The organism is Luteibacter sp. SG786, from assembly GCF_011759605.1.
In the GTDB taxonomy this organism is placed as follows: Bacteria; Pseudomonadota; Gammaproteobacteria; order Xanthomonadales; family Rhodanobacteraceae; genus Luteibacter.
On sequence record NZ_JAAOYX010000001.1, the window covers coordinates 1,432,930 to 1,458,510 of the forward strand.

The 25,581-nt window shown below is 66.2% G+C and carries 20 protein-coding genes; 13 read left to right on the forward strand and 7 right to left on the reverse strand.

Annotated features, from left to right (window positions below; translation table 11 throughout):
• The first annotated feature begins 8 nt into the window (after nt 1–8).
• The 5 genes from FHS47_RS06585 to FHS47_RS06605 are packed head-to-tail and all read left to right on the forward strand — an operon-like array spanning nt 9 to nt 6,545.
• Nucleotides 9–1,022, forward strand: coding sequence for an HlyD family efflux transporter periplasmic adaptor subunit (locus tag FHS47_RS06585; RefSeq protein ID WP_167024643.1), 1,014 nt, complete (start codon nt 9–11; stop codon nt 1,020–1,022).
• Complete coding sequence (locus FHS47_RS06590) at nt 1,019–2,800, forward strand: ATP-binding cassette domain-containing protein (RefSeq protein WP_167024646.1); 1,782 nt, start codon at nt 1,019–1,021, stop codon at nt 2,798–2,800. Before FHS47_RS06585 ends, FHS47_RS06590 begins: the two co-directional genes overlap by 4 nt.
• Nucleotides 2,797–3,921, forward strand: coding sequence for an ABC transporter permease (locus tag FHS47_RS06595; RefSeq protein ID WP_167024649.1), 1,125 nt, complete (start codon nt 2,797–2,799; stop codon nt 3,919–3,921). Before FHS47_RS06590 ends, FHS47_RS06595 begins: the two co-directional genes overlap by 4 nt.
• Nucleotides 3,918–5,045, forward strand: coding sequence for an ABC transporter permease (locus FHS47_RS06600; RefSeq protein WP_208381823.1), 1,128 nt, complete (start codon nt 3,918–3,920; stop codon nt 5,043–5,045). The genes FHS47_RS06595 and FHS47_RS06600 overlap by 4 nt, the downstream gene beginning before the upstream one ends.
• A 12-nt stretch (nt 5,046–5,057) precedes the next feature.
• Nucleotides 5,058–6,545, forward strand: a complete 1,488-nt coding sequence (locus FHS47_RS06605) for an efflux transporter outer membrane subunit (RefSeq protein WP_167024652.1) — start codon at nt 5,058–5,060, stop codon at nt 6,543–6,545.
• Between the two features lie 34 nt (nt 6,546–6,579).
• Here FHS47_RS06605 and FHS47_RS06610 read toward each other — a convergent pair whose 3' ends face one another.
• The 4 genes from FHS47_RS06610 to FHS47_RS06625 form a co-directional block, all read right to left on the reverse strand.
• Nucleotides 6,580–8,808 carry a TonB-dependent siderophore receptor gene (locus tag FHS47_RS06610; protein ID WP_167024655.1) on the reverse strand — a complete coding sequence of 743 codons (2,229 nt, stop codon included), beginning with the start codon at nt 8,806–8,808 and terminating at the stop codon, nt 6,580–6,582.
• A gap of 99 nt (nt 8,809–8,907) precedes the next feature.
• Nucleotides 8,908–10,686, reverse strand: coding sequence for a thiamine pyrophosphate-requiring protein (locus tag FHS47_RS06615; RefSeq protein WP_167024659.1), 1,779 nt, complete (start codon nt 10,684–10,686; stop codon nt 8,908–8,910).
• A 98-nt stretch (nt 10,687–10,784) separates the two neighbouring features.
• The gene (locus tag FHS47_RS06620) at nt 10,785–11,351 is read right to left on the reverse strand and encodes a DUF924 family protein (protein WP_167024662.1); all 567 of its coding nucleotides are present in this window, start codon (nt 11,349–11,351) and stop codon (nt 10,785–10,787) included.
• 49 nt (nt 11,352–11,400) lie between these two features.
• On the reverse strand, nt 11,401–12,084 hold the full coding sequence (locus FHS47_RS06625) for a YoaK family protein (RefSeq protein WP_167024665.1): 684 nt from the start codon (nt 12,082–12,084) through the stop codon (nt 11,401–11,403).
• A 281-nt stretch (nt 12,085–12,365) separates the two neighbouring features.
• On the opposite strand from FHS47_RS06625, the gene FHS47_RS06630 reads away from it, so the two are divergent.
• Complete coding sequence (locus tag FHS47_RS06630) at nt 12,366–13,904, forward strand: FAD-dependent oxidoreductase (protein ID WP_167024668.1); 1,539 nt, start codon at nt 12,366–12,368, stop codon at nt 13,902–13,904.
• 104 nt (nt 13,905–14,008) lie between these two features.
• Here the strand turns inward: FHS47_RS06630 and FHS47_RS06635 are convergent, their stop codons facing one another.
• Entirely contained in the window at nt 14,009–16,033 is a 2,025-nt protein-coding gene (locus FHS47_RS06635; RefSeq protein ID WP_167024671.1) for a M13 family metallopeptidase, read from the reverse strand.
• A 126-nt stretch (nt 16,034–16,159) separates the two neighbouring features.
• Between FHS47_RS06635 and FHS47_RS06640 the strand changes: the two genes are divergently transcribed.
• The 4 genes from FHS47_RS06640 (at nt 16,160) to FHS47_RS06655 (ending at nt 21,218) form a co-directional block, all read left to right on the forward strand.
• Nucleotides 16,160–16,996: an alpha/beta hydrolase gene (locus FHS47_RS06640; RefSeq protein WP_167024674.1), complete on the forward strand. Its 837-nt coding sequence runs from the start codon at nt 16,160–16,162 to the stop codon at nt 16,994–16,996.
• Nucleotides 16,997–17,072: 76 nt separating this feature from the next.
• Entirely contained in the window at nt 17,073–18,689 is a 1,617-nt protein-coding gene (locus FHS47_RS06645; protein ID WP_208381824.1) for a PAS domain-containing sensor histidine kinase, read from the forward strand.
• Between the two features lie 66 nt (nt 18,690–18,755).
• Entirely contained in the window at nt 18,756–20,300 is a 1,545-nt protein-coding gene (locus FHS47_RS06650) for an alpha/beta fold hydrolase (protein ID WP_167024677.1), read from the forward strand.
• 87 nt (nt 20,301–20,387) lie between these two features.
• On the forward strand, nt 20,388–21,218 hold the full coding sequence (locus FHS47_RS06655) for an oxidoreductase (RefSeq protein ID WP_167024680.1): 831 nt from the start codon (nt 20,388–20,390) through the stop codon (nt 21,216–21,218).
• A gap of 15 nt (nt 21,219–21,233) precedes the next feature.
• On the opposite strand, the gene FHS47_RS06660 is transcribed toward FHS47_RS06655, so the two are convergent.
• Nucleotides 21,234–22,166: an AraC family transcriptional regulator gene (locus FHS47_RS06660; protein WP_167024683.1), complete on the reverse strand. Its 933-nt coding sequence runs from the start codon at nt 22,164–22,166 to the stop codon at nt 21,234–21,236.
• Nucleotides 22,167–22,174: 8 nt separating this feature from the next.
• A complete protein-coding gene (locus FHS47_RS06665) occupies nt 22,175–23,038 on the reverse strand; it encodes an NmrA family NAD(P)-binding protein (protein ID WP_167024686.1) in 864 nt (287 codons plus the stop codon).
• A 105-nt stretch (nt 23,039–23,143) separates the two neighbouring features.
• Between FHS47_RS06665 and FHS47_RS06670 the strand changes: the two genes are divergently transcribed.
• From FHS47_RS06670 to FHS47_RS06680, 3 genes are all read left to right on the forward strand, one after another.
• Nucleotides 23,144–24,034: a LysR family transcriptional regulator gene (locus tag FHS47_RS06670; RefSeq protein ID WP_167024689.1), complete on the forward strand. Its 891-nt coding sequence runs from the start codon at nt 23,144–23,146 to the stop codon at nt 24,032–24,034.
• Nucleotides 24,035–24,145: 111 nt separating this feature from the next.
• Nucleotides 24,146–25,090, forward strand: coding sequence for a hypothetical protein (locus tag FHS47_RS06675; protein ID WP_167024692.1), 945 nt, complete (start codon nt 24,146–24,148; stop codon nt 25,088–25,090).
• Between the two features lie 24 nt (nt 25,091–25,114).
• On the forward strand, nt 25,115–25,567 hold the full coding sequence (locus FHS47_RS06680; protein WP_167024695.1) for an acetyltransferase: 453 nt from the start codon (nt 25,115–25,117) through the stop codon (nt 25,565–25,567).
• The last annotated feature ends 14 nt before the right edge of the window (nt 25,568–25,581 follow it).

Here is a 25,581-nt window from a genome sequence, read left to right on the forward strand (position 1 = left end):
GCACGATCATGCGCAGACCCAGCCCGCCCGTCGTCGTTGCCGCCGTCATGCTCATCCTCATCGCGGGCGTGGGGGTGTGGTGGCTGCTGCGTCCGCGCGGGGACTCGCCCATCGTTCTCCACGGAAACGTGGATATCCGCCAGATATCCCTCGCGTTCAAGGTCAGCGAGCGCATCGGCGAGATGCGTGTGGAGGAAGGCGACCACGTGGCGCGCGGACAAGTCCTGGCCACGCTGGAATCCACGAGCCTGAACCTGCGCCTCGCCCAGGCCCAGGCGCAGGTGGCCGTCCAGAACGAGGTATTGCGGCGCCTTCAGGCGGGCAACCGACCCCAGGAAATCGCACAGGCCGACGCCAACATGCGTGCCGCCCAGGCGGACGCGCGCGTGGCTCGCCAGACCCTCGAAAGGCTCCGTGCGATCAGCCAGGGGACGGGCGGCCGGGCGGTGAGCCGCGAGGAACTCGACCAGGCCGCCGCCAACGCAAAGGCGGCCGACGCGAGGGTGGACGCCGTCCGGAAGGCGCACGAATTGTCGGTCGCCGGTGCGAGGGAGGAAGACATCGCGCAGGCACGAGCGCAGCGCGATGCCGCCCAGGCGGAAAGTGCGCTGGCGAAACAGGCGCTCGAGGACGCGCAGTTGAAAGCCCCCATCGATGCCGTCGTGCGCAGCCGCATGCTCGAGCCTGGCGACATGGCGTCGCCCCAGAGGCCCGTCTATGCTCTTGCGGTGATCCACCCGAAGTGGGTGCGCGCCTATGTGTCGGAAGCGAACCTCAGCCGGATCAAGCCCGGGCAAGCCGCGCGCATCACGACCGACAGTGCGCCGGATCGCCCCATCGACGGTCGCGTCGGGTATATCGCGTCGGTCGCGGAATTCACCCCGAAGAACGTCGAGACGGAAGACCTGCGCACGAGCCTGGTTTACGAGGTGCGCGTGAACGTGGACGATCCCGACGATCGCCTGCGACTCGGCATGCCCGCGACCGTGGTCTTGCCGGGAACCGTGGCCGCGAAACCATGAGCGACGCCTACGCCCTCGTTGCCAGCGGCATAGGCAAATCCTTCGCGGCTGCGAAGGGAAGCCCCGAAGTGCGCGCGCTGGACGAGGTGTCGATCGAGGTGGGCACGGGGGCGATCAGCGCGCTCGTCGGGCCGGACGGCGCAGGCAAGACGACACTCCTGCGACTTGCCGCGGGCCTCATGGTCGCCGACGAGGGAACCATGATCGTGCTGGGCATCGACGCCGCACGCGATCCACAGGCCGTGCAGGACCGGATCAGCTACATGCCGCAGCGCTTCGGCCTCTACGACGACCTGAGCGTGCAGGAGAACCTCGACCTCTACGCCGACCTGCACGGCGTGGATCGCGAAGCGCGCCGGACGAGGTATGCGCGGCTGATGGAGATGACCGACCTCGGCCGCTTTACCGGGCGGCCCGCGGGGAAGCTTTCGGGAGGCATGAAGCAGAAGCTCGGCCTGGCCTGCACGCTGGTCCGTTCGCCGGAACTGCTGCTGCTCGACGAGCCCACCGTGGGCGTCGATCCGTTGTCGCGCCGCGAACTGTGGGACATCGTCGAGCAGCTCGTGCGCGAGGAGAACCTGAGCGTGCTCGTGAGCACGTCGTACATGGACGAGGCCGCACGCTGCGCCCGCGTGACGATTCTGCACGAAGGCCGCGTCCTCGCGGGCGGGACGCCGGAATCCATCCGCGAGACCGCGGCAGGGCTGTGCTTCGCCGCCACTCCGCCGGCCGGACAGGCACCACGTCATCTGCAGGCCGCGTTGCTCGACGACCGCGCCGTCGTGGATGCCGTCCCGCGTGGGGGCAGGGTACGCGTGCTATGCACGGCGGAAGCCGTGGCAGACCGCGATTCGCTTCCCGCGCCGCTGGCAGGAAAGGATGCGGTGGCCGTCGAGCCGAGTCTCGAAGACGGTGTGATGCTCGCGTTGCGTGCGAAGGTGCATCGCGACTTCGCCACCGCAGCTGCCGCGGGGGCATCCGTGGCTCGCACGCAGAAGGGCGACGGCAAGGTCATCGAGGTGAACGACCTCGTGCGCCGGTTCGGCGACTTCACCGCCGTGGACCGTACCAGCTTCAGTGTGGAACGCGGCGAGATCTTCGGCCTGCTGGGCCCGAACGGCGCAGGCAAGACCACGACGTTCCGCATGCTGTGCGGATTGCTCCCCGCCAGTTCCGGTTCCCTGCGTGTGGCGGGCTACGACCTGCGCAGGGCACGTGCGCGGGCGCGGCAGGAAATCGGTTACGTGTCGCAGAAGTTCGCGCTGTACGGCAACCTCTCGGTGGACGAGAACCTCAGCTTTTTCGGCGGTGCGTACGGTTTGTACGGCGCGCGCCTGCGCGATCGCATGGCTTCGGTGAAGGCGCAGTTCGACCTGAATGAAGCGTCGCGGACGCCTGCCGGCCAGCTGCCGGGCGGATTTCGGCAACGGCTGGCCATGGCGGCGGCCCTGTTGCACGAGCCCGAGATCCTTTTCCTGGACGAGCCTACGAGCGGCGCGGACCCGCTCGCGCGCAGGGAATTCTGGCGGCGGATCACCGCACTGGCCGAAGGTGGAACCACCGCCGTGGTCACCACGCATTTCATGGAAGAAGCCGAGTACTGCGACCGCGTCGTGATCCAGGACGAAGGCAAGGTACTCGCGCTCGGCACGCCCGACGACATCCGCCGGCAGGCCGGAGAGGGCACCCGGGGCCAGCTGGACATGGAACAGGCCTTCATCGCCATCGTGCAGCAACACCGCAAGGGTGAGCGCGGCGGCGGACAGGAGGCCGCATGAACGGGGCGCGGCCCGACAGGCGCGGAGCGTTCCTGCGCCGGCTGGCGGCGCTGGTGCGCAAGGAGGTCAAGCAACTGCTGCGGGATCGCAGCAATCTCATGATGGGCATCGCACTCCCGGTGGTGCTGATCCTGATCTTCGGCTATGGGCTTTCCTTCGACGTGAAGAACGCGCCGCTGGCCGTGGTGATGGAAGACACCTCGCCCGCGGCCAACGACCTGGTGGCCGGCATGCGGCTGTCACCCTATCTCGACCCCAGGCCGGTGCACGACATGCCCCGGGCCGAGCGGCTGATGCTGGACCGCGAGGTCAACGGCATCCTGCGCATCCCATCCGATTTCTCGCGGCGCCTCGCCCTGGGCGACGCGCATCTTCAGCTCATCCTGCACGGCGCCGACGCCAACACGGCGCGTACCGTACAGGGATACGTGCAGTCGGCGTTGCAGCGTGCCGGCATGCGCGACGATGCCATCGGTTCGGTTCGCCTCGAACAGCGCCTGTGGTTCAACGAGGCGAACACGAGCACCTGGTTCCTCGTGCCGGGTCTCGTCGTGCTCATCACCACGCTGGTGGGCGCGTTCCTCACGGCCCTCGTCATGGCCCGCGAATGGGAGCGCGGCACGCTGGAAGCCTTGTTCGTGACGCCGGTGCGCCCGGTCGAGATCCTTCTGGCCAAGATCATTCCTTACTTCGGCGTGGGCCTGATCGGCCTCGCCATGTGCCTGCTGGCTGCCCGCTTCCTGTTCCATGTGCCGATCGAGGGGTCGCTGCTCCTGATTCTGCTGGTATCGGTGTTCTATCTTTTCGTGGCGCTGGGCATCGGGCTGCTGATCTCGGCTGTGACAAAGAACCAGTTCACCGCCAGCCAGGTGGCGCTCATCGCGAGCTTCATGCCGGCGCTGATGCTTTCGGGGTTCATCTACGACCTGCGCAACATGCCGCTGGTGGTGCAAGGCGTTGGGCGCGCGCTGCCGGCCACCTATTTCCTGCAGACGCTGAAGAGCCTGTTCCTCGCTGGCAATCTCTGGCCGATGGTCCTCAAGAACTGCGCCATCCTGCTCGGATACGCGGTGGTGCTGCTGGCGGCCGCACGCGCGAAGACGCGGAAGCGCGTCGGATGAACGCGCTGCTGGCCTTCCTGCTCCGTGTGGCGAACCTTTGCCGCAAGGAACTCAAGGTGATCTTCAAGGATCCCGCCGGTCGGATCGTGCTGTTCGCGCCGGTGCTGGTGCAGTCCCTCATGTTCGGTTATGCCGCCACGCTGGACCTGCGCCAGGCGCCGTATGCGTTGCTCGACGCCGACCACGGGCAGGCCGCCGTGCGGCTGGTGGCGAGGATCGAAAGTTCGGGGGTGTTCCGCCGCGTGGCCACCTTGCGCAACGAGCACGACATCGCGCCGCTCGTGAACGCGGGCGACGTCCTGTTCGTGGTGGCCATCCCGCCGCGGTTCGAGCAGCGGCTGGCCGCCGGTGAGGCGACCCCGGTGCAACTCATCCTGGACGCGCGCAACTCGGTCACGGCCGGTACCGCGGCGGGGTACCTGGGTGAGATCGCCGCGAGGTTCAACGCCGACTGGCGCCTGGAGCATGGGGGCGGGGGAATGCCCATGACGCTGGATGTGCGCAGCTGGTACAACCCGAACCTCGAGACGCGCTGGTTCATGATGACGTCGATGATCGCGGTGCTGAGCATGTTGCAGACCCTCATGCTCACGGCACTGTCCGTGGCGCGCGAGCGCGAACAGGGAACGTTCGACCAGCTGCTGGTCACGCCCTGCACGCCGGCGGAGATCATGATCGGCAAGTCCATTCCCTCCATCCTCGTCGGGCTGACGCAGGCGAGCCTCGTGTTGCTGATCGCCACGTTCTGGTTCGGCATTCCCCTGGCGGGTTCCCTCTTCGAACTCTATGTCGCCCTGTGTGTTTTCATGGTGGCCTGTGTCGGCATCGGACTGGCGATCTCGGCCATGGCGGCCAGCATGCAGCAGGCCATGCTGTACACGTTCGTGCTGATGATGCCGTTGGTGCTTCTGTCCGGCATGACCACGCCCATTGCCAACATGCCTGTTCCGATGCAATGGCTGACGGTGATAAACCCGGCTCGCTACGCCATCGACATGGTGCATCGCGTGTACCTGGAGGGTGCCGGTCTCGGTGCCGTGCTGGGCGACGTCCTTCCCTTGCTCACGATCGCTATCGTCACCTTGCCGCTCGCGGCATGGCTCTTCCGAAACCGACTCGTCTGAACCGGTGCGCCCATGCGAACCCCCGTCGTCATCCCGCTTTCCGTCCTGGCCGCCGTCGCGCTTGCCGGGTGCGTGGTCGGCCCGGACTTCAAGGCGCCGCGTACCGACGCCCCCGCGAACTGGACGGCCGCACGGGCGGGCGATGCATCGCTGCACGAACCCGTGCCTTCCGCCGGCGACGCAAAACCCTCGAACGAATGGTGGAAGGCTCTCGGCGATCCCACGCTGGACGAACTGGAAACCCGTGCCGCATCGGCAAGCCCGGACCTCCGGACCGCGGCGCTGCGCTTTGCCCAGAGCCGGGAACGCAGGCGCGCGGCGTCCGCCTCGTGGGGTCCGCGCGTCGATCTGAACGCCAGCGGGCAGCGGCAGCGCCCCAGCGAGAACGGCGCGACGAGCCGCACGATCAACGTGCTTGCACCCGCCGAAAGCCGCAAGTCGCTGGTTGAACTCCTCAGTCAGCCATTCGACACTTATGAAGCCGGCTTCGATACCTCGTGGGAACCGGACTTCTGGGGAAGGGTGCGCCGCTCGGTCGAGGCGGCGGACGCGGGCGTCGACGAAGCCGGTGCGCTCTTCGACGGGGCGCGCCTCGACATCGCGGCCGAGGTCGCCGCGCGCTATGTCGAATTACGGGGCGTACAACGACGGATCACGCTGGCACGACAGGACATCGGCGCCGCCACCGAACGCTTCAATCTCATGAAGGCGCGGGCGGATGGCGGCATGGCCAGCGACCTCGATACGACGCGACAGCGGGCGCTGCTCGCCGATCTCCAGGCGAGGCTGCCTCCATTGCTGGAACGCGAGGCGGATACGCTGGACGCGCTGTCGCTGCTGTTGGGGCAGCCGCCCGGCAGCCTGCAGGCGATGCTTGCCGCCCGGGGAGACGGCGATACGACGTGGGCGCTTCCCGATCTTGCCCTTGGCCTTCCTTCCGAAGTGGCCCGCCGGCGGCCCGATATCCGACAGGCCGAAGCGCGCCTGCACGCCACCACGGCGAACGTCGGCGTCGCCGTCGCGGACTTCTACCCTCGTATCACGCTCGGCGCCGGCTTCGCCTTCGAATCCCTGCATACCGGCGACTTCGGCGACTGGGGAAGCCGCCAGTGGTCGATCGGTCCGCGTCTCGACCTTCCGGTGTTCGACATGGGACGCCGGCGAAGCGTGCTGAGCCTGCGCAAGCTGGAACAGCAGGAGGCGGCCGTCGCGTACCAGCAGACCGTGCTCCGGGCCTGGACCGACATCGACAGCGCCCTGAACGCCTATGCCGCGGAGCGGCAGCGCAATGAACGGCTCGCCGAACGCGAACGCCTCGCCGCAGATGCCGATACGCTCGCCGATGCGCGCTACAAACACGGCGAATCGAACTACATCGAGGCGCTCGATGCGCGGCGCAGCCTGCTGGGGGCCCGCAGTGACAAGGCCGATAGCGACGCACAACTTGCCACGCGCTACGTTGCCGTGTGCAAGGCCATCGGAGGCGGCGACCCGCACTGACGTGCGCAGCCGGCCGCCTCGTGCCACCTCGCCGTCAGAGGTCGAACGTTGCCGACACGTAGAACGTGCGGGGTGTGCCCTGCGTGAGGTACCCGCCGTTTGCCGATGCCCAGTAACCCTTGTTCGCCACGTTCTGCACCGTGAGGCGGAACGTGACCGGCACGCCTTCGAGGTGCGCGGTGGTGCGTGCGCCGATGTCGTAGGTGGTCCACGCGGGCACTTTCAGATCGTTGGCGGCGTCGAGGTACTGGTGGCCCGTGCGTACCGCGCGCGCACTGAGGGTGATATCGGGCGAATGGGGGATGTCCCATTCGACGCCGGCGTTCGCCTGGAACCGCGGCACGCCGATGGCGTCGTTCCCGTCGTTGCTGCCACCCTGCGTCTTCACCAGTTCCGGGCGGATGTAGTTCGCACCGCCCAGAATGCGCAGCCCCTGCACGGGCTGGCCGAAGAAGCTCCATTCGACACCGCGATTGCGCTGCTCGCCGTCCACCACATAGGTGTTGGACGCATCGACATAGGCGCTGGGCTGCTTGATCTGGTATAGCGCAAGCGCGCTGCCGACCGTGCCGGCGTCCCACTTCACGCCGATTTCGTTCTGCTTGGACTTGTACGGTGCGAATACCTGGCCGGCATTGGTCACCGGAAGGTTGTTGAACGTGGCCGGCGCCTGATCGCCCTGCGTCAATGCTTCGATATGGTTGGCATAGACCGACCACTGATCGGCGAAACGGTAATTCACTCCGACGACCGGGCTGGTGGCGTAACGCTCGTATTCGGAGTTCTTCGCGCCGTCGACGCCATTCACCGCATAGTTGTAACCCACCGTGTGCAGCTTCTGCCGGCGTGCGCCCAGGGTCACCTCCAGGGCGCCGTCCAGCAGGCCGAGCGTGTCGGACACCGCGACGCTTCGCAGCTGGTTGCGGCCGGTGACGCCGGGATCGGAGATGGGGCCCACGTTATAGGCGAAGTCCGGAACGGGCACATACGACGGCGCATAGAGATTGGTGTGGATCGGGTCCAGCGACCCCGCGTAGGCGGCCTTCTTGCGGAAGGTGAGGGCGGAGAAACCGACGTTGACGCGATGGCTCACCGCGCCTGTGTCGAAGAACGCGTTGAAGCCCGCTTCCCCGGTGGCGGTGTCGGCGATGTACGGCACCGTGAACCGCGTTTCCGTGGCATTGCCGGCGCCGTCGACCAGGGAAGGGCTCACGTAATCGCCGTATTCATTGCCGTGGTGCGCGCCTGCGGCCACGTAGCCAGTGAGCCAGGGCGCAATATCGTATTCCGCGCGCACCACGCCGAAGGTGTCTTCCAGAGAGGAATTGGACCAGGGCTGGGCGTAGTTGGTTTTTGCCGAGGGAGCACGCGGCACGGAGGTGATGCCGGTGGTGTACACCACGGCACGGCCGCCGGTGATCACCTGTTTCTGGTACCCGACGTCCGTGGTGACCCGGAGCCTGTCGCCACGGTAATCGAACGCGACCGACGCCGCCGTGACGCGACGCTGTTCGCCGTCGATGGCGGTGTTGCCGTCGCGGTGCACGGCGTTAACCCGGATGCCGAAGGCATCGTTTGCGCCGAAGCGGCGGCCGATGTCGACGCTGCCACCCACCTGGCTGTCGCCACCCCAATCGAGGCCGACCCGGGTGATGGGCGTGGTTTCGGCACGCTTGGGGGCGATATTGATGTTTCCGCCGATGCCCGAACCGCCGGGACTGATCCCGTTGAGGAAGGCGCTGGCACCCTTGAAGACTTCCACGCGACTGATCAGCTCCGGCGCCAGGAGCTGGCGGGGCAGGAGCCCGTACAGTCCATCGAACGCGATGTCGTCGCTGTATACCTGGAAGCCGCGGATGGTGAAGGTCTGCGAGAAATTGCCGAATCCGAAGCCGGTGCGCACCGCCGGATCGTTGGAGACCACGTCGCCGAGCGTGCGGGCCTGCTGGTTGCGGATCAGGGTTTCGGTGTAGCTGGTGATGGCGAACGGGACGTTCATCGCATCCTGGTTGCCCAGCACGCCGAAGCGCCCGCCGCGGGCCACCTGGCCGCCGGCGTACTCGGCCGTCGGCGGCGCGAGGTTGGCTTCTACCTGCACGCCGGACAGGGTCGTGGTGTTGTCACGCGCCTTCGACTGCTCGGCATCAGGCGCCGTGGCGGCATCGCTCGCATGCGCGGCCGCGACAAGGAACAGGCTGCCGGCGAGCGCGGCGCGAATGGCATGGGAGAGGGAGAAGGCGGTACGGGGCGGCTTGGGGGCCATCGGATGTCCAGTGGGCAATGCCCGAATGCGAATGCAAATGCGAACTGATCGCATTATGAGGCATCGCCCACGTGGTTGGCTAGGGACCCTCCGACCCGTTCAGGCCCCGAGCCCAGCCCAGATATCCCGCAGTGCCTGGCGGATCATTCCCGGCGCATCGGGATCGCGTTTAGCCAATGCCGACATGAAGGCCTTCGCCTGGGCGAACGTGATGTGCGGCGGCAGGGGCGGCACGTCCGGATCGGTCACGAATTCGATAACCACCGGGCAGGGGGCGCTGAACGCCTCCCGCCAGGCATCCAGGATGTCCTCGGGACGCTCCACGCGAATGCCCTTGAAGCCCAGCATTTCGCCGTAGCGTGCATAGGGGAAGGGTTCCACGTCCTGCGCGGCGGCGAACTTCGGATCGCCTGCCAGCGCACGCTGCTCCCACGTCACCTGGTTCAGATCGTTGTTCACCAGCACCATGACGACGAAGTTGGGATTGGACCAGCGCTTCCAGTACTGCTTGATGGTGACCAGCTCGGCGTTCCCGTTCATCTGCATGGCGCCGTCGCCAACCACCGCGAGCACATGGCGGTCCGGGTGGGCCATCTTGGCGGCGATGGCATACGGCACGCCGCTGCCCATCGTCGCGAGCTTGCCTGACACGGAAGCCATCATGCCTTCGCGCAGCTTCATGTCGCGCGCGAACCAGTTGGTGTGCGAGCCGCTGTCGCCGGTGACGATCGTGCGGTCGGGCAGGGCGGACGACAATTCCCAGAAGACGCGCTGCGGGTTGATGGGCGAGGCAGGCTGCATGGCCTTGAGTTCGAGTGCGCGCCACCATTTGCGCACGTTCACTTCGATGCGCTCGCGCCACTCCGTGTCGGTCCGTTGCTTCAGAAGGGGCAACAGCTTGCGCAATACCGCGGCACTGTCGCCGATGAGGTTCACCTCCGTCGGATAACGCATCGACACATTGCGCGGCGAGATGTCGATCTGCACGGCCCGCGCCTTGCCGTCCTCCGGCAGGAATTCCGAATACGGGAACGTCGTGCCGATCATCAAAAGCGTGTCGCAGTGGTCCATCATCTCCCAGCTCGGCTTCGTGCCCAGCAGGCCGATCGAGCCCGTGACAAAGGGCAGGTCGTCGGCGAGAGCCGCCTTGCCGAGAAGCGCCTTCGCCACGCCCGCCTGCAATCTATCGGCGACAGAAGTCACTTCCTTGCCGGCTCCCAGCGCGCCCGCGCCGATGAGGATGGCCAGGCGCGAACCGGCGTTGAGCACGTCGGCGGCGCGCCGTAGTTCGTCGTCGGAGGGGAATGGATGCGGGGATGCGTCGCCCACTCCGGAATAGACATTGCCGTGCGCGCGCGGCGGGCTGGGCACCGCGGGCATTTCCTGCAGGTCGTTCGGCACGATGATGCAGGTGACCGCACGCTCGGCCTTGGCGATGCGGAACGCGCGGTCTACCACGTGCCGCAACTGGGCCGGGCTGACCACTGTTTCGACGTAGCTGCATACGTCCTTGAAGAGGACATGCAGGTCCACTTCCTGCTGGTAATCGCTGCCCAGGGAGGAGCGTGCCTGCTGACCGACGATGGCGACCACGGGTACGTGATCCATCCGCGCGTCGTAGAGACCGTTGAGCAGGTGGATGGCGCCGGGCCCCGACGTTGCCAGGCAGACGCCGACTTCGCCGGTGAACTTCGCGTGCCCGCCGGCCATGAAGGCGGCCATTTCCTCATGGCGCACGCGGATGTAATCGAAGCGGTCGGCCGCGCGGCCCATCGCACCCATGATGCCGTTGATGCCGTCGCCGGGGTAACCGTAGATACGCCGGACATTCCATTCGCTCAGGCGTTCGAGGAGGAAATCTCCCACTGTCTTGCTCATCGCGGACTCCGTCGAGGTGTCGGACCGTCGATGATGTTCAAACACACATGGTGCACGCGTGAACGTGCCGGTCTCGCAATTTCATGCGCGCCCGCGCGTCATCCGGCGAAACCGCCCTCGTCGAGGTAACGCTGTTCTTCCGCGGTGATGTCGCGACCAAGCTGGCGGTGCCGATGCGGAAAGCGTCCGAAGCGTCGGACGATGTCGCGGTGGGTCTCGGCATAGGCGGGGAACGGGCCACCCAAGGCTGCGAAGAGCTCGACCGAGAGATCCTGATCGGCGGGGTCTTCGGAGTGCTCGAAAGGCATGTAACAGAAGGCGCGCATGTTCGTATCGAACACCTTGTCGAAGCCGCGTTCGCGCATGTGCCTCGCCACGGATCGCGCGAGGGGATCGGTGGCATACATGTGCGCCGTATTGCGGAAGGCGTTGCGGGGAAACTGGTCGAGCAGGATCAGCAGCGCCAGGCAGCCGTCCGCGCTGTCGAGCCACGCATCCAATTCGCCGCGTGCCGCTGCCATGTGCGCGGCGAGAAAATGCTCGCGGAACACGGCGTCGAAAGCGGCATCATGGCCGAACCAACGGTCGTAGCCGGCGTCCCGCCAGAAGCGAAGGACGCGCTCGGGTGTTTCGGGCAAGGGAACGGAAGCGGATGGATTCGGCATGTCGTGCGGCTCTCGCGGTGACGGCGGGGCACGACCATACCATCGCGCGTCACGCCCCGCCCTGTGCGACGGGCGTGGCGTGCCGCCGCGCCAGCGCGAGCGTGAGGATGCCCACGCCGGCCGACACCGCCGCGCTGACGATCAGCGCGGTGGCATTCCAGCGCAGATAGAGCAGGGTTCCACCGGTGGCGCCGCATATGAAACTCGCCACGACGGTGAAGCACACCGCAACGCGACGGCGATCCACAGGACCGTGCCACAGGCGCTGCCCGAGGGCGATGCCGAGATCGGTGAACATGCCCGTGAGGTGCGAGGTGCGCAGCACCGCGCCCGTCACCAGGGACGTCGTGCCGTTTTGCAGGCCCATGGCGGCGGCGCAGATCATCACGCCGAGCCATGGCGTGCTTGCCATCACCGAACTGGCCACGGCCAGCAGTGCGGCCACGGCGAGCAGGAGGGTTCCTGCGGACACGGACGGTATCCAGCGAGGGCCGCGCGCCAGCCACGCACTGAATGCGCAGCTGACGGTGAACAGCGCGATCACGCCGACGGCATGGAGCAGGAGCGCCACATCGCCGGAGCCCAGACCTATCGCTCCCTCGGTGGAGATGCCCGTGAGGTGGGTGACCCCGCCGTGATGCAACGACAGCAACGCGGCGGCATTGACGCTGCCGGCGACCAGGGGCAGGAACACGGCCCACGACCAGATCCAACGCGGGAAGAAGGGGATCATTGCTATGACGGTGGCTGAAAGGACCACAGAAGCATAATTCCGGGCGCACTTTCCGCGCGAGGGCCTGCCGTGTGCGAAAGGCTCGTGCTAATCTCCGCGCGTCGGAAAAGGCAGACTTGGTTTGGTAAGCCCAAGTCCTTTCGGTGACGAAAGCTCTGGTCTTTGGCCCCGTGCCGCAGACCCCCACGACGAATATCGGGCGCCCTGGCGCCCTTTCATTCGTCCGTGAGGGTCTCGCATGCGAGGAACGCTCCGGTCGAATCTCGACTCTGGAGCCATGCATGCCTTTCCATACTTCCCATCCCATCGATGTCGTCATCGCCGGCGCCGGGCCCGTCGGCCTGTTCCTTGCCTGTGAACTGGGCCTGGCCGGTCTGTCCGTCACCGTTCTCGAGGAGGCCGGCGATCCACACTCGCCACTGAAGCGGCTTCCGCTCGGCATGCGGGGACTCTCGGTATCCACCATCGAAGCGTTCTACCGACGCGGCATGCTCGATGCCGTGGAGCGGGCGCAACGCGAAAACGAGCAGTCGGGGGCCACTCGTGCGTCCGCGCACTGGGCGCGTGAGGAACGCCGTTCCGGCGGGCACTTCGCGGGTATTCCCATATTCCTCGATCAAGTGGATACGGAGCGCTGGCGACATCATCTGCCCGGTCGCACGGGTTACCACCTGATGGCGGATATCGCATCGCTTGAGTCCGTGCTCGCAGAACGGGCGGCCTCATTGGGCGTGGACATCCGTCGGGGTGTCCAGGTGACGGGTGTGGAGCAGTCGGAGTGCGGCGTGACCGTACAAGGCGGAGGCGCGGCGATCGCCGCTCGCTGGCTGGTCGGGTGCGACGGCGGCCGCAGCGCGGTTCGCAAACTTGCCGGCATCGAGTTCGTGGGCACGGAGCCGGAGTTCACCGGGTATTCCCTCGACGTGGAACTCGACGATCCCGGCATGCTGCGTCCCGGGCGCACTTACACGCCGCAAGGTATGTATACCTTCGCACCGCCGGGAACCGTTGCGATGGTGGATTTCGACGGCGGAGCCTTCCATCGCGGACAGCCGGTGACGCGCGAACATGTGCAGGAGGTGCTTCGTCGGGTATCGGAAACCGACGTGGCGGTTACCGCCGTGCGCCAGGCGACCACGTGGACAGACCGCGCCCTTCAGGCCAACGGGTACAGGAAGGGCCGGGTGTTGCTGGCCGGCGACGCGGCGCACATCCATTCGCCCCTGGGTGGGCAGGGACTGAACCTGGGCATCGGCGATGCCATGAACCTGGGATGGAAGCTGGCCGCCACCCTCCGCGGAACCGCGCCTGTGGGGCTGCTCGACAGCTACGAACACGAAAGGCACCCCGTCGGCGCGAAGGTGCTCGACTGGTCGCGGGCCCAGGTCGCCCTGATTCGGCCCACCCCCGCTTCACGGGCGCTCGAAGCGATCATGCGCGACCTCATCGGCACATGTGACGGTGCGACGTACGTTGCGGAGAGGGTCTGGGGGCTGTCGCTGCGCTACGACCTCGGCGGCAGCCACCCGCTGGTGGGACGCAGCGTGCCCGATTTCGTGTTCGCCGATGGCACCACGACCGGAGCGCTGCTCGAAGGTGGGCAGGGACTATGGCTGGACTTCGACATGCGCGCCCCGGCGAGGGAACGGGCCAGTCGCTGGGGTTGTTGCATCCGGTACGCAGCCGGTGAAGTCGAAGACAGGCTGGGACTGGCCGGTGTTCTGGTACGCCCGGACGGCATCGTGGCGTGGGCCGGCGAACACGGTGCCCCGGTCGCCGAAGCCGAAGCAGCCGCGCGTCGTTGGTTCGGCGACCCTTGATTCATGCGGAGGGCGCGGCTGCGATGAAATGGAGAACGCGCGACATGCCCGCAGCGGGTGGGCGGGTGGTGGTAGACGTGGTCGAGTGACGCAACCCTCCGGGCTCACCAGATCCTGACGCGTTCGTTCGACGGGAGGTACAGGGACTGGTCCGGCCTCACGTCGAATGCCTCGTACCAGGCGTCCAGGTTGCGCGAGGTCCACACCCTCTGCGCCGCGGGAGCGTGCGGGTTCGTCAGCAGACGCTGACGCAGATCGGCGTCCCGGTACTTGAGCCGCCAGATCTGCGCCCAGCCGAGAAAGAAGCGCTGATCGCCGGTGAAACCCTCGAGTGTCGGCGCCTCGCGGCCGGCGAGCGAGAGCCGCCAGGCGTCGTACGCGATGGCGAGACCACCGAGATCGGCGATGTTTTCGCCGAGGGTCAGCGCGCCGTTGACGTGCTGTCCCGGTAGCGGCTCGTAGGCGTCGTACTGTCGCGCCAAGGCTTTCGTGCGCGTCTCGAAGCCGCCGAGGTCCGCGGATGTCCACCAGGTCGTCAGGCGGCCTTGCTCGTCGTATTTCGAGCCCTGGTCGTCGAACTGGTGGGTGATCTCATGCGCGATGGAAGCGCCGATTGCGCCATAGTTGATCGCGGAATCCGCCTCCGGGTCGAAGAACGGCGGTTGCAGGATGGCGGCGGGAATGACGATCTCGACGGCGGAAAAGTTCGCGAAGGCGTCGACGGTCATGGGCGTGACGCGCCATTCGTCGCGGTCGAACGGCTTGCCGGGCTTGCGCATGTCGCGATCGAAGACGAAGGCACGCGCGCGCATCCGGTTGCCGAACGCGTCGTCGGCGCGCATGTCGAGTCCCGAATAGTCTTGCCAGTGCTCGGGGTAGCCCACCTTCGGATGGAAGGCGGCCAGTTTGGCCCTTGCCCGGCGTTTCGTCTGCGGCGTCATCCAGTCCAGGGCCGCGATGCGCTTGTCCATCGCGGCCAGGAGATTGCGCACCAGCGCCTCGGCCGCCGCCTTGTGATCCGCGGGGAAGTACCGGGCCACATAGGCCTTGCCTACCTCGTCGGGCACGGCGTCGACGGCAAAGGCCACCGCGCGCTTCCAGCGTGGCTCGGGCTGCTCGGCACCGCTGAGCAGGCGCTCGTGGAAGTCGAAGCGCTCTCGGGCGAAGGCCTTCGGCAAGACGTCGCCGTACGCATCCAGCACGGCTACCCGCAAGGCGTCCTTGAGCACCGGCAGCGGCGTGGATCCGACCACCCCGGCAATGCCGGCGACGGCGCTGGGCTGGCTCACGACGACATCGCCCGCATGTGCGCCGGCGGCGCGGAGAAACGTGTCGATGTCGAAACCCTTTGCCAGGGCCGTCGCCTGAGCACGCGTCAGGCGGTTATATGTCTTGCCGGCATCGCGAGTGTCCACGCGATTCCAGCTTGCCTTCGCGATGCGCGTTTCCATCGCGAGAATGGCGTCGCTTCGGTTCGACGCGTCACGCGGATCGACGCCGGCCAACACCAGCACATGGGAGAGATGATCCCTGTAGGCGACGCGCATTCGCGCCATGGCCTCGTTCGTTTCCAGATAGTAGTCCCGGTCGGGCAGGCCTAGGCCGGCCTGGCCCAGCTTCAGCACATAGGCATCCGGATGACGGTCGTCCTGCGTGACATTCACCTCGAACGGCACGGCTACGCCTTCCCTCAACGCCTGCGCCGCGACCTGGGCGTAGTCCGCGGGTGTCGCGATCGCTTCGATACGATCGAGCCACGGTCGTGCCGGGGCGAGCCCTCGACGTTCTATCGCCGCCTCGTCGAGGAATGCCGCGTATGCCACGCCGGCCTTGCTGTGTGCGTCGTGGCGTGCGCCTTCGAGGATGCCCTTCACACGTTCGCGGTTGAGGTCGTCGAGACGGGTAAACATGCCGAAGTTCGGCTTGTCCGCGGGAATGGGTGTAGTGCGCGCCCACGTGCCGTTCGCATACCGATAGAAATCGGCACCCGGTGGAACGGACCGGTCCATGCCGGCAAGGTCGAAGCCAAAGGGCCCGATCTGAGGATGTGTCGCGGATTCGGCCGCCACGGGACGCGCCAGACCGAAAGCCAATGCCGTCGAAAGGATGGCCGCGCCGATTGCCTTCATGCCCTGATCCGTTCACCGCTGCGGACGCACGAGCCTATACGGGGTGCCCGGCGGTGCCAACTGTTTGCGCGGAACGCAGGTGCCGCGCCCCGTATAAGATGAACAGGCCCACGCCCCGGATTCGCGATGAACGCAGCCCCGCTCCAGGACGACGACCTGACCCACTTCGCCGCACACGGCATTCCGTCCCTGCCGGCGTCCCTGTCGGGCGGTTTCGTCGTCAACGAAAACGCACGCATCTGGTATGCCAGCATCGGCGTCGGTGTTCCCGTTGTCTTGCTGCACGGCGGGCTGGGAAACGCGGACAATTGGGGACATCAGGTTCCTGCCCTTGTCGATGCCGGCTATCGCGCCATCCTGATCGACAGTCGTGGGCAGGGCCGCTCGACGCGGGACGCCAGGCCTTACAGCTACGAAATCATGGCCATGGACACGCGCGCCGTCATGGACGCGTTGGGGATCGCGAAGGCCGCGTTCGTCGGCTGGAGCGACGGCGCGGATATCGCCCTGGTGCTGTCCCGCGAAACACCGGCACGTTCGGCGGGTGTGTTCTTTTTCGCCTGCAACGTTGACGGCACCGGCGTGAAGCCGTTCCAGGCGTCCGCTCTCATCGATCTCGTGTACGACCACCATGTGCGGGACTATGCAAGGCTGTCGCCCCTGCCAGGCGCCTTCGATGCCATGCGCGACGACCTCGGCGCGATGCAGGCGAGCCAGCCCGGCTATGGCGTCAGCGAGCTGGGTGAGGTCACGGTGCCGCTCTGGAGCGTGCTGGGCGAGCACGACGAGTTCATTGATCGTGACCACGCCGAAGCCATTGCGCGGAGCGTTCCCGGCGCCCGCTTCCTCCTTCTTCCTGGAGTTGGCCATTTCGCGCCCTTGCAGCGCCCGCAGGCGTTCAACGACGCCATGCTGGCCTTTCTCGACGAGATTCATCCCCGTCGCATCCGCGACGAGGGTTGACACGATTTTCACAAATGATTGGCCAGCCTCTTCTTGCGTCGATAAGTGGCCACGCGACCGTGAGTGGAACAAAACGTTGAAGGGAAACGATACAAACGGCGACCCGGCGCCGGGCGATGAACGCCTGCGCACCAGCGAAACCCAGTTTCGCATCCTCGTGCAGGGTGTCGCGGACTACGCCATCTACATGCTCGATCCGACCGGCCATGTTTCGAGCTGGAATCCCGGCGCCCAACGCATCAAGGGATACCAGCCGGACGAGATCGTCGGCGCGCACTTCTCGCAGTTCTACACCGAAGAAGACCGGGCCGTCGGCGTGCCCGAGCGCAACCTCAGCATCGCGAGCGAAACGGGCCGCGTCGAGGACGAAGGCTGGCGTGTGCGCAAGGACGGCAGCCGCTTCTGGGCCCATGTGGTCATCGACCGCATCCTCGACGAGCGGGGCGATCTGGTCGGCTTCGCGAAGATCACGCGGGACGTGACGGAACAGCGCGCGGCCACGCAGCAACTGGAGCAGGCACGCGAGGCGCTTTTCCAGGCTCAGAAGATGGAAGCCATCGGCCAGCTGACCGGCGGGATGGCCCACGATTTCAACAACCTGTTGATGGCAGTGCAGGGAGCCCTGGAGCTGCTTCGCCGGCGCTTGCCGGACGACGCGCGTACCCAGTCCATCTTCGAAACCGCGATGGCCGGATTGAGCCGGGGCGCATCGCTCACCCAGCGCATGCTGGCCTTCGCCCGCCGTCAGGAACTGCGCCCCACGGCGGTAGACATTCCCGCCCTGGTGCACGGGATGAGCGAGATGACCAAGACCACGCTCGGCTCGCGCATCATGGTGACCACACGCTTCCCTCTGTCGCTCGAACCTGCGATGGTGGATCCCCACCAGCTCGAACTGGCGCTGCTCAACCTTCTGGTCAATGCCCGCGACGCGATGCCTTCGGGCGGGAACATCGAGATCTCGGCCTTCGTGGAGACGATCCTTTCGGGGCATCCCTCGGGATTGGCGGAAGGCCGCTATGTAAGCCTTTCCGTGACCGACGACGGGCAAGGGATGCCACCGGAGACCCTGGCCAGAGCCGCCGATCCGTTCTTCACGACCAAGGGTGTCGGCAAGGGCACGGGACTGGGGCTGTCCATGGTGCATGGCCTGGCAGAGCAGTCGAACGGACGCCTTTCGATCGAGAGCGAAGAGGGCAAGGGCACCACCATAACGCTGCGGTTCCCCGTGGCTTCCCGACAGGGTGGACCCACCGGTCGCGGCGGAACGCGCACTACCTCCGCGCCGCAGGGCTTCGCATCGGGGCCCCCGCTGAAGATCCTCGCCGTGGACGACGATTCCCTCGTGCGCGAGACCCTCTGCGCCATGCTGGAAGACATGGGCCACGTGGTGGTCGCCGCGGAATCGGCCAAACACGCCATCGTGGCCTTCGAGACGCCGGGGCAATTCGATCTGCTCGTCACCGACTTTTCCATGCCCGGCATGACGGGCGCCGAACTCGCGGAAGCCTTGCGAAGGCTGCAGCCGGATCTGCCCATCGTGGTGGCCACCGGCTACGCGGAAGCGCTTTCCGAAGCGAGCCCCGATATCACGCGGCTTTCCAAACCCTTCGATCGCGCGGCGCTGGCATCGGCCATCGCGGCGGCGGCGGCGCGCCTCGCTTCCTCGAACGGACCCGGCATCTCTGCCTGAAGGCGCGCAGTTGACACGGTGAAATGCCCCGGGGAAGCTTGCCGCCTCGCCCGGGGAGTCTGACGTATGCAGTTCAGGTGTCCGCTCGGTTCGATCGCCGCCGCACTCGTATGTTGCCTGGCCGGTGCGTTTTTCTCCTTGGCCGCCCATGCCGCGACGCCGAAAGCCGGCGATATCGCGATCGAGAAGGGTGTGCTGCGCAGGGCCGATGGCTCGTCCGTTCCGTATGAGATCGGCACCCTCTATGTGCCGGAGAATCGCCAGTCGCCCACGAGCCGGCTGATAGGTGTCGGCTTCGCGCGCCTGAAGGCAAAGGCACCGACAGGCGCGCCGCCTGTGTTCTGGTTGCCGGGCGGCCCAGGCCTCAGCGTGCTCGACGCATTCGACGGACAGAATCCCGCGGCGCGTTCGCGCCTGGATTCATGGTTGAGCTACGCCGGTGTCGGCGATCTGGTGGTGATCGAACAGCGTGGATACACCGTGCGCGGCGAGCGGCTGGAAATCACCGCCCCGGCCGCGCCGCTGGATCGCCCGAGCAGCATCGAGGCGCAAACGGCCGCCACCGTGGCGCTCGCGAAAGCAGCCGTGAAGGCGAATCCGACCAAGGATCTTGCCGGCTACACCATTGCCGCCTGCGCGGAAGACGTGAACGATCTGCGGCGTGCGCTCGGATACGACCGCATCAGTCTTTTCGGCGGCAGTTTCGGCTCGCAGTGGAGCTTTGCCGTGATGCGGCTGCACCCGGAGATTGTCGCCCGCGCCGTGCTCTCGGCCGTCGAACCCCTCGATTACGGCTACGACATGCCGTCGCAGCTGTTCGCCACGATGGAACGGATCGCCTTCGATGCGGACAAGGACGCGGGCCTGGCGCCTTATCTTCCGAAAGGGGGATTGATGGCCGCCATCCGCACGCTCGAGGAACGGTTCGCCAGGGCGCCCGTGCAAGTGAAGGTGAAAGGGGACGACGGGCAGGACCGGACCATCGTGCTGGGGCAGGTGGACTTCCAGTCGGCACTCCTGGAGGAAGCGAGCGATCCGGAATCGTGGCCTGCATTCGTGCTGTCGCTGTACTACGGCCACAACGATGCATGGGCGAAATCGGCCTTGGAGGAACGGCAGGCCCAGCCTTACACGCTCATCGGACCTCTGATCGATACGAGCCTCGGCTCGTCGCCGGCGCGCGAGTTCCAGCTACGCAACGACCCGGCCGTGCCCATGCTCGGCACCGGCGGTTTCGTTCCCTATATCGACTCCGCGAAGGACTGGCCGACGCCGGACATGGGCGATACCTTCCGGGCGTTCACACGCAGCGATATCCCCGTGCTGCTGGTGCACGGCGACTGGGACACCTCGACCCCATTGGAAAACATGCTCACGCAGCTGGCGTACTTCCCCAAGGGGCACGGCATCGTCGTACACCGCGGCGGTCACGACGGCACGTTCTACCAGCTGCGCAACGACCCCGCGGCGAAGAACGCCGTCTATGCCTTCCTGCGCACCGGCGAGCTGAAAGACCTGCCGTCGGAGATCACTCTCGAGGTGCCGAAGTTCAAGGTGCCCGCATTCGCACCGCCTGCGCCGCAGACGAGCGGGGCCTCGAGAGCCTCATAGGATCAGGCAAGCCGCGCATATCCTGGGCCATGGGATGCCACCGACGCGGTTCTTACGATTGCCTCATTCCCGATAAGGAGGCAATCCATGAAGGCGAAGACGATTTTCATCACGGGCGTGAGCAGCGGCTTCGGCGCCGCGCTGGCTGCCGAGGCCCTTGGCGCCGGCCATCGAGTGATCGGTACGGTGCGCAACGAGGCAGCGCGGCAAGCCTTCATGGCCGCGAACCCTGGCGAAGCGTTTGCCGTGATACTCGACGTGACGGACATCGATGCGATTCCGGGCGTGGTCACCGAAGCGGAATCGCGCTTCGGGCCGGTCGACGTGCTGGTGAACAATGCGGGTTACGGCCATGAAGGCATTCTCGAAGAATCGCCGCTCGACGAGATGCGCCGGCAATTCGACGTGAACGTGTTCGGCGCCGTGGCCGTGACCAAGGCATTCGTACCGCTCTTTCGCGAACGCCGGCGCGGCCATATCGTCAACATCACGTCCATGGGCGGCTACATCACGATGCCCGGCATAGCCTATTACTGCGGCAGCAAGTTCGCGCTGGAAGGTGTAAGCGAAGTACTGGGCAAGGAGCTGCGCTCGTTCGGCGTATACGTTACCGCTGTGGCGCCCGGCAGTTTCCGCACGGATTGGGCCGGTCGCTCCATGCGGCGTACGCCGCGCGCCATTGCCGACTACGACGCGCTCTTCGATCCCATTCGCCGCGCCCGCGAGGAAGTGAGCGGCAAGCAATTGGGAGACCCCCGCAAGGCCGCCAAGGCTATCCTGGCCATTACCGAGGTGCCCGAGCCGCCGGCACACCTGCTGCTCGGCAGCGACGCATTGTCCCTCGTGCGGGCCAAGCTCGCCGCCCTTGCCGCGGATATCGACGCATGGGAAACGCTCAGCCGAAGCACCGATGGTTGAGGCACTGCCTTCCGCTCAATGCGAGGACACATAGCCCGACGGCACCAGGTGTTCCGGCATGGCGAAATGGCGCTTCATCCGCTCCACTTCCTCACCGGGCGGGCGTCCGAACAAGCGCTTGAACTCGCGGCTGAATTGCGAGGGGCTTTCGTAGCCGACGGCGGCGGCAGCCGATGCCGCCGTCGCATGTTGCCGAAGCATGAGCAGGCGGGCCTGGTGAAGGCGGGTGGATTGCACGTAGCGCATGGGCGACGTGCCGGTCATGGCGCGGAAATGCGCGTGGAAGGTGGGTACGCTCATGTTCGCCTCGCGCGCGAGGTCACCCACGGAGAGGCCATCGGCGTATCGCTCGTGGATGGCATTAAGCGCGCGCGCCACCATGCCGAACGTGCCTTGCTGCGACAACGCGGCGCGCAGCGAACCGCCCTGATCGCCGGAAAGCACGCGGTAATAGATTTCCCGGACCAGGGCGGGCCCGAGCACGTGGCCGTCCGTCGGATGGACGAAGGCCTCGAGCAGGCGCAGCACGGAGGTGGCGAGCGCGTCTTCCATGGGCGATGCGTAGAGCCCGCGCGGAACGGCGGAAGACGGGCCTTGCAGCGCATCGATTTCCAGGCAGAGCGCCGCGGCCACGGCGTGGTCGAGGCGGAAATAGATGGCCAGCAGCGGTTCGTCGGCCGAGGCATCCGTCTCCATCGTGAAAGGCACGGGCACGGAAACGACGAGGTACTGCTGGTCGTCGTACACGAACGCTTCGTCATGGAGGAAGCCCCGCTTGCGCCCTTGCGCGACGACGACGATGCCCGGCTCGTACAGCACCGGTGTGCGACTCAACGGCCGGTCGGACCGGAGCAGGCGGACATCGGGCAGCGGTGTGAGCGTGTAGCCCTCCTCCTTCGCGAGCGCGAGGAGGAGGGCAATGGTGCGGTGGCGGACGTCGTCATGCATCGCTTACGTTATGCCACAGTTTCCGAGACGAACTCGCGATAGGAATGCAGCGGTCGCCCGAGCATCGCGGTAAGCCGTTCGACATCGCCTTTCTTGGGAATCATGCCCTCGTTGACATAACGCTCGACCATCAGGCGCATCTCGTAGGCCATCCATGCCGGCATGAACGTGCCGAGGTTCTGTTCGAACCCACTGGGATCGTCGCTGCCGTAAGCGACGGGGCGGCCCAGGGCATCCGACCAGATCGCGGCGATGCCCTCGCCGGTGAGCGTGTCGGGGCCGACGACATCGATGATGTCGAGCGGAAGCGCGGTGGGCGCCTCGTGCCTGCGGATGAGTTCCAGCGCGACAACTTCCGCGATGTCCCGCGTGTCGACCATGGCGACGCCCTTGTTGCCGATGGGCATCGGGTACACGCCATGCTGCAGCACCACGTCCTTGATCGTGAGATCGTTGTCGATGAAATAGTTGGGGCGCAGGATCGTCGCGCCAAAGCCCATCTGCTCCAGCATCCGCTCCGCACCGTACTTCACGGCGAAGTGCGGCACGTTGACGAAGCGGTCGGCGTGGAGCACCGAGAGGTACACGACCCGTTCAATGCCGGCCTCGCGCGCCAGGTTGAGGGTGACGATCGCCTGGGTGAACTCATCGCCGGTGACGGCATTCAGCAGGAACAGGGTGCGAACGCCTTTCAGTGCGGATCGCATCGCGTCCAGATCGAGGAGGTCGCCCTTGGCGACATCCACTTCTGGGGGAAAGGCGACCTTGGACGGGTCGCGGGTCAGGACGCGCACGGGCGCGCCGCGCTGGACGAGCTGGTCGACGACGTGGCGGCCGACGCGGCCGGTGGCACCGGTGACAAGGATGGTCATGGCAATTCTCCGGGTGGGATTGGGAACGTGCCGGTGATGTTATCGATCCAAAATTTCGCGCATAGCCGCTATTATTGGACGCATCGTCCCGCCAGTGAGACAGTCATGGACCTCCTCGCGCTCGCCGATTTCACTCTGGTCGCCCGCCACGGGGGCTTCGGCCGGGCCGCCCGCGAAGCCGGCCGACCGAAGGCCACCCTGTCCCGACGCGTGGCCGAACTGGAAGCCGATCTGGACCTGCGCCTGTTCGAACGCGGCGCGCGTTCGCTCAAGCTCACGGAGGAGGGCCGTGCCCTCTACGAGCGTGCCGGCCTGCTGCTCACCGAACTGGAGGAGACGGCGGCAGCGATCGCCTCGGGTAGTCAGACGGCTCGCGGCAGGTTACGCATCAGCGCGCCTCTGCTTTTCTCGCAGACCGCCATGGGAAAACTCGCCGCGGGATTCGCGCTCAGACATCCGGACGTGCGATTGGAAGTCACCGTGGAAGATCGGCCGGTCGACATGATCGAAGAAGGGTACGACTTGGTGATTCGCGTCAATCCCGATCCGGACGCGACGCTGGTTGGACGGATCTTCCTGCGCGACAGGCTGGTGGTCGTGGCGAGCCCGGCCTTGCCGTGGCCGGGCGACGGCACCGTCCTGCCCGCCGTGGTGCGCGGGCCTTTGCAAAACGACGAAACATGGAAGGTAAGCACGGCGGCGGGCCCGGCCACCCTGACGGCAAAGCCGGTGCTCGGCCTGTCGTCGCTGCTGATGGTGCGCGATGCCGTGCGCGCCGGCGTGGGTGCCGCACGGCTGCCGCTATCGCTGGTCTCCGCCGACCTTGCATCGGGCGCGCTGGTGCACTGGGCAGACGTGGAAGCGCCGATCGCGTTATGGGCGCTCTATCCCACGCGCCGGCTGCTCAGTGCGCGGGTGTCGGCCTTCCTGGACTATCTCAGGGAAGCGTTTCCGAAAGGCACGCCCGACGAACTCGCCGCGTATATGGGCCATTAGCACGCATTCGGCAAGTTCTTGCGTTGCAGGGCGATCTGCCGAGCACATCACAGCAATTCGCAGACACCGTGGCGAGCATGGGCGACCACCCACTCCCCGGAGAGATGCACCATGCTGAATTCGGTTTGGAAGTCCCATAACAAGATCATGCTCGGCTGCGCGCTTGCCGTGGCCGGCGTCGTTGCCTCACCGGTGACGCTGGCGGATTCCACGGGATACACGGGCATCTTCGGCGGAGGGCCGATCTACAAGAATCCCTCCAGGACGATCAGCGAACTCGGCCCGTCGGGGTTCAATGAAGTGATCGTGTGGAGCGTCGAGGTTCTGGCCAATGGCGATCTCAACTTCAACGGCGAGTTTCCTCTCGTCTCCAACGGCCAGTACATAGGTGCGCAGACGTATCCCGCTTTCGCCAGCACGCTGGCCAGCCTGAAATCGGCCGGCGTGAAGCGCATCACCTTCAGCATCGGCTCCTCGAACATCGGCGATTTCCAGCACATCAAGGCGCTGGTGAACAGCACCGGCGCAGGCGGCGGCACGGGGTCGCAAAGCACGCTCTACAGGAACTTCCAGGCGTTGAAGGCCGCCATCCCGTCCATCGATGCGATCGACCTGGATGACGAGAACAGCTACGACACGGCATCCACGGTGAGTTTCTCCGTGATGCTCGGCAAGCTCGGCTACCACGTCATGCCCGATCCGTTCACGAACGCCTCGTATTGGAAGAACGTGGTAGCCCAGGTGAACCAGCAGCGCCCCGGCACGATCGACGGCGTGCATCTGCAGACGTATGCCGGCGGCTCGGGCAACAATCCATGTTCGGGCTGGGATTTCGGCGGCATTCCGGTCTATCCCGGACTGGCCGATACGAGCGTGTCGGGCGGCGTTTCGGTGCCTGGGGCGCAGAGCACGGTGGCGAACTGGGAGAGTCAGTGCGGCATCACCGGCGCCTTCCTCTGGCTCTACGACGACGTCGCCGGCAAGACCTATAACGGCCAGACGCTGCCTGCGGCCTATGCCGGCGCCATCAACACCGGTCTGACGCCGCTGGACTGATCTTTCTTTCCCTATACTGCGGGAATGATTGATATAAGAAAATCCGTTCCTGACGATGGCGCGCGCGTCGTCGAGATATGGCGGCGCGCTGTGGATGCCACGCACGATTTCCTGTCACCGCAGGATCGGAAAGCCATCGACGAGATGGTGTGCGGTTTTCTTCCCCAGGCGCCACTCTGGCTTGCCGTCGACGAGCATGATTACCCGCTGGCATTCATGCTCATCGACGACGGGCACATGCAAGCGCTGTTCGTTGACCCGGCACGTCGCGGGACGGGCGTGGGCGCCGCGCTCGTGCGGTATGGCCTTGGATTGCATCCCCGGATGACGACCGACGTCAACGAGCAGAACGGGCAGGCGGTCGGCTTTTACGAAAGGATGGGCTTCCACCGAACGGGCCGCTCACCGGTGGATGACCAGGGGCGCCCCTATCCTCTGATCCACCTTGCCTATTCGCCAGCTTCGTCCTCGGGTTGAACGCAGGTTCGGGT